Annotated in this window: 4 protein-coding genes; 3 read left to right on the top strand and 1 reads right to left on the bottom strand. The window is 72.6% G+C overall.

Annotation, left to right across the window (positions count from 1 at the left end; all coding sequences use genetic code 11):
* Positions 1 to 143: 143 nt before the first annotated feature.
* From JWN97_RS08255 to JWN97_RS08245, 3 genes are all read left to right on the top strand, one after another.
* Entirely contained in the window at positions 144 to 764 is a 621-nt protein-coding gene (locus JWN97_RS08255; protein ID WP_297621206.1) for a DUF5317 family protein, read from the top strand.
* Positions 765 to 850: 86 nt separating this feature from the next.
* The gene (locus tag JWN97_RS08250) at positions 851 to 2,035 is read left to right on the top strand and encodes a peptidoglycan bridge formation glycyltransferase FemA/FemB family protein (RefSeq protein WP_297621204.1); all 1,185 of its coding nucleotides are present in this window, start codon (positions 851 to 853) and stop codon (positions 2,033 to 2,035) included.
* Positions 2,036 to 2,039: 4 nt separating this feature from the next.
* On the top strand, positions 2,040 to 3,110 hold the full coding sequence (locus tag JWN97_RS08245) for an alanine racemase (protein WP_297621202.1): 1,071 nt from the start codon (positions 2,040 to 2,042) through the stop codon (positions 3,108 to 3,110).
* Here JWN97_RS08245 and JWN97_RS08240 read toward each other — a convergent pair.
* Positions 3,097 to 4,067: glycosyltransferase 87 family protein (locus JWN97_RS08240; protein WP_297621200.1), on the bottom strand; the 971-nt coding region annotated here is incomplete at its 5' end. The genes JWN97_RS08245 and JWN97_RS08240 overlap by 14 nt on opposite strands.

The following is a 4,067-nucleotide window of genomic DNA, read 5'->3' as shown; positions in this document are numbered from 1 at the left end:
AGCACCGGGCCGACTTCGCCTGGCTGCGCGAGCGTCTCTGACCCTGCCCCCGACGCCGCGCAGGTCTCAGGCAGGTACACGCAGGTCCAGAGGTCTGGCGCGTCGGGGTGGTGGACGCCTGCCGGGTCCAGTTCACTGCTTGCATGCAGGGCTCGGGCCTGATGGTGTTCATGGCCGTTCCGTTGATCCTGTGCGGTGCGATCGCCGTCCTCGCCCGCAGGCATCTCCAGGACGCTTCACTCCTGCGCGCCCTGTGGCTCATCCCCGTCGCCGTGCTGGGCACGGTCGTGTCCGGGGCGCTGCACCGCGCGAGCGACATCGACGACGCCCTCCTCAACCGCTCGCTGTCCGCGCTCGTGCTGGCGGGCTGCGTCATCTTCCTCGTCGCGAACCGGAGCCGGGTCACGGGCCTGGTGTGGGTCGGCGTGGTGCTGACGACGGTCGGCGCCGGCCTCAACGCCCTGGCCACGCTGGTCTACGGCTTCATGCCGGTGCTGCAGTCGGCCGCCCGCTACCTGGGTGACGAGCTCGCCAGGGGCTCGCACCCCTCGTCTCGCTACGTCACCGCCCACGGGTCGCAGACGTTCGCGGTCCTGCTCGGCGACACCATCCCGATCCGGGGTCTCAACGCCATCATCAGCATCGGCGACGTGCTGCTGATCCCCGGCTGCAGCATCCTGCTCGCCGCCTGCGTGGTGCCTCTCTTCTACGAGGAGGGCGTCGAGGACGCGGGCCCCCAGGAGTCGAGCCGGCAGGCGTCCTGACGGACCTCGGGCACCCGCGTGAGGAGCTGTCGACGCCGACCACGGGTGTCGCGGGCGTGGGGACCCCACCCGGTAACCTCGGGCGCGTGACTCCTCCTCCCCGCTCCGCCCCGGCCGTCCTGACCGTGCGCGCGATCGCGGAGAACGAGCACCTCGACTTCATCCGCGGACGCCGCTCGGCCAGCTTCCTCCAGACCCCGGCCTGGGGGCGCGTGAAGTCCGAGTGGCGGCGCGAGTCGATCGGCTGGCACCGCGACGGCGAGCTGGTCGGGGTCGGGCTCGTGCTCTACCGCCAGCTGCCCCGGCTCCGGCGCTACCTCGCCTACCTCCCCGAGGGTCCCGTCATCGACTGGGACGACGAGGAGCTCGCCGCCTGGCTCACCCCGCTCACCGCGCACCTGAAGAAGCAGGGTGCCTTCGGGGTCCGGATGGGCCCGCCCGTCCTCACCCGGCGCTGGGACGCCGCCCAGGTCAAGCAGGGCATCGCCGACGACTCCGTACGCCGCCTCGGTGACCTCGCGCCCCTCGAGCGCAGCCACACCGGGGCACGGGTCGTCTCCCTGCTCCACGAGCTCGGCTGGAAGCCGCAGACGGTCGAGGGCGGCTTCGCCGCCGGCCAGCCGCAGTACAACTTCCAGATCCCCCTCAGCACCACGAACGACGCCGGCGAGCGGGTCCAGCGCACCGAGGACGACGTGCTCGCGGGCATGAACCAGCAGTGGCGCCGCAACATCAAGAAGGCCGCCCCGGAGGGCGTCGAGGTCACCGCGTCCGCCTCGGTCGACGAGGCCCTCGACCAGCTCAAGCTCTTCCACGACCTCTATCTCCACACCGCGGAGCGCGACCACTTCATGCCGCGCCCGCTCTCCTACTTCCGCACCATGGTCGAGGCACTCGGCAACGAGGACCCGGACCGGATCAGGCTCTACCTCGCCCGCCACGAGGGCGACCTCGTCGCGGCGACGATCGGGATCCGGGTCGGCGGCCACGCGTGGTACTCCTACGGCGCCTCGTCCACCGAGAAGCGCGAGGTCCGCGGCTCCAACGGCGTCCAGTGGGCGATGATCCGCGACGCCCTGGCCGCGGGCGCCGACGTCTACGACCTGCGCGGCATCACCGACACCCTCGACGCCGACGACCCGCACCTGGGCCTGATCCAGGTCAAGGTCGGCACCGGCGGCGAGGCCGTCGAGTACGTCGGCGAGTGGGACCTGCCGATCAACCGCCCGCTCTACAAGGCGTTCGAGCTCTACCTGCGGCGCCGGGGCTGACGCGATGAGCCTCACCCTGACCGTCGACGGCGAACGGTGGCGCGGCCACCTGCGCGCCGTCGCGCACGCCACCCCGGGTCTCGTCCCGGTCGTCAAGGGCAACGGTTACGGCTTCACGGTGGGCCGGCTGGCCCGCAAGGCCCAGTGGCTGCACGACCAGGGTCTCGGCGTCGACACGATCGCCGTCGGCACGTACGACGAGCTCCCGCACGTGGCCCGGCGCTTCGGCGGTGACCTGGTGGTGCTCACCCCGTGGCGCCCCTTCGGGGCCGCGCTCGAGGTCGACCCGGCGGTGGCGCACCGGGTCATCCACACCGTGGGCCGGGCGAGCGACCTCGAGGACCTCCTCGGCCGCCAGCCGGACGCCCGCTTCGTCCTCGAACGGATCACCAGCATGCTCCGCCACGGGCTCTCGGCGCGCGAGCTGTGGTCCACGGCCCCGATCGTCGCCGAGCACCGCTCCGCCCGGCTCGAGGGCGTCGCCCTCCACCTGCCGCTCGCCCAGGGCTCCCACCTCGGCGAGGTCTCGAGGCACGTCAACGACCTGGTGGCCTCGGGGCTCCCCACGACGACGATCTGGGTCAGCCACCTCACCCGCGACGAGCTCGCGCAGCTCCGGGCGGCGTACCCCGACTTCACGATCCGCCCGCGGATCGGCACCGACCTCTGGCTCGGTGACCGGGCCGCGCTGCGCGTGAGCGCGACGGTGCTCGACGTGCACGCCGTGGAGCGCGGCGACGTCTTCGGCTACCGCAGCCGCACCGCCCCCAAGTCCGGGCACATCCTCGTCGTCAGCGGCGGCACCGCCCACGGCATCGGGCTCGAGGCACCGACCGGCGAGTCCTCGATCCGGGCCCGGGCGGCCACGCTGGCGCGCGGCGGCCTCGACGCGGTCGGCTTCGTGCGCTCGCCCTTCTCCATCGACGGCAAGCAGCGGCTCTTCGCCGAGCCCCCGCACATGCAGGCGTCGATGCTCTGCCTGCCGCACGGGCCCCGCGTGCCCGACGTCGGTGACGAGATCGAGGTCCGCGTCCGCTTCACTGCGACCGCGTTCGACCGGGTCAGGGTCGACTGAGCTCCGGCCGCCGTTCGGGTCGGTCGACCCGGGCGCTCTGCCGCACGGGATCGTGCCACGGCTGCAGCACGTCGCGACCGACGAGCACGACCAGGTAGAGCTCGGCCGCCATCCGGACCAGGATCGCGACCCAGTAGAACCCCGCGTCGCCGCCGCCGGCCGGCACCAGGTAGTCGCCGAGGTACCACCACACGCTCGCGAAGTAGAAGACCTCGCCCGCCTGCCAGACCAGCTGGTCGCGCCACCGCGGCCGGGCGAGCACGGCCAGCGGCAGCAGCCACAGGACGTACTGCGGTGAGTAGACCTTGTTGACGAGCAGGAACCCCGCGACGACGAGGAACCCGAGCTGGGCGAAGCGCGGTGTCGACGGCGCAGCGAGGCCGAGCACCATCACGCCGACGCACCAGGCGCCGAAGACGAGCCACGACCACAGGTTGATCGTGTCGACGGAGACCCCGTCGGTGGCCTGCGAGATCACCAGCCAGATCGAGCCGAGGTCGGCGCCGCGGTCGGCGTTGAAGTGCCAGAAGACGTACCACTCGTCGCGGCCGGTGAGGTAGGCCGGCAGGTTCGCCAGGACCCAGGCGATCACGGCCCCCGACGCGGCGAGCGCGAAGCGCATCGGGCGCCGGTCGCGCAGGCAGATCACGAGCAGCGCCCCGAGCAGGAACAGCGGGTAGAGCTTGGTGGCCGCCCCGAGCCCGATCAGGACCCCGGTCAGCACGGGTCTCCCTCGCGCCCAGGCCCACAGGGCCCCCGCGACGAGACCGACGGCCAGCAGGTCCCAGTTGACGAGCCCGGTCAGCGCCAGCGCCGGTGACAGCGCGAAGGCCGCCGCGTCCCATGGCCGCCGGCGATTGACCCCGCTGAGCAGCCAGACCGCGAGCAGCGTGACGGCCGCCAGTGCCAGGGCGTTGACCGTGACGAAGAGCCGCACCTCCGGCACCACGTCCGGGT

The sequence above is a fragment of the Nocardioides sp. genome (assembly GCF_025965415.1).
In the GTDB taxonomy this organism is placed as follows: domain Bacteria; phylum Actinomycetota; class Actinomycetes; order Propionibacteriales; family Nocardioidaceae; genus Nocardioides.
This window is presented reverse-complemented; position numbering and strand designations above follow the sequence as displayed.

Excerpts from the sequence above, each read along its gene's own strand:
- JWN97_RS08255 (WP_297621206.1), top strand. The coding sequence starts at position 144 with ATGCAGGGCTCGGGCCTGATGGTGTTCATGGCCGTTCCGTTGATCCTG.
- JWN97_RS08245 (WP_297621202.1), top strand. The coding sequence starts at position 2,040 with ATGAGCCTCACCCTGACCGTCGACGGCGAACGGTGGCGCGGCCACCTG.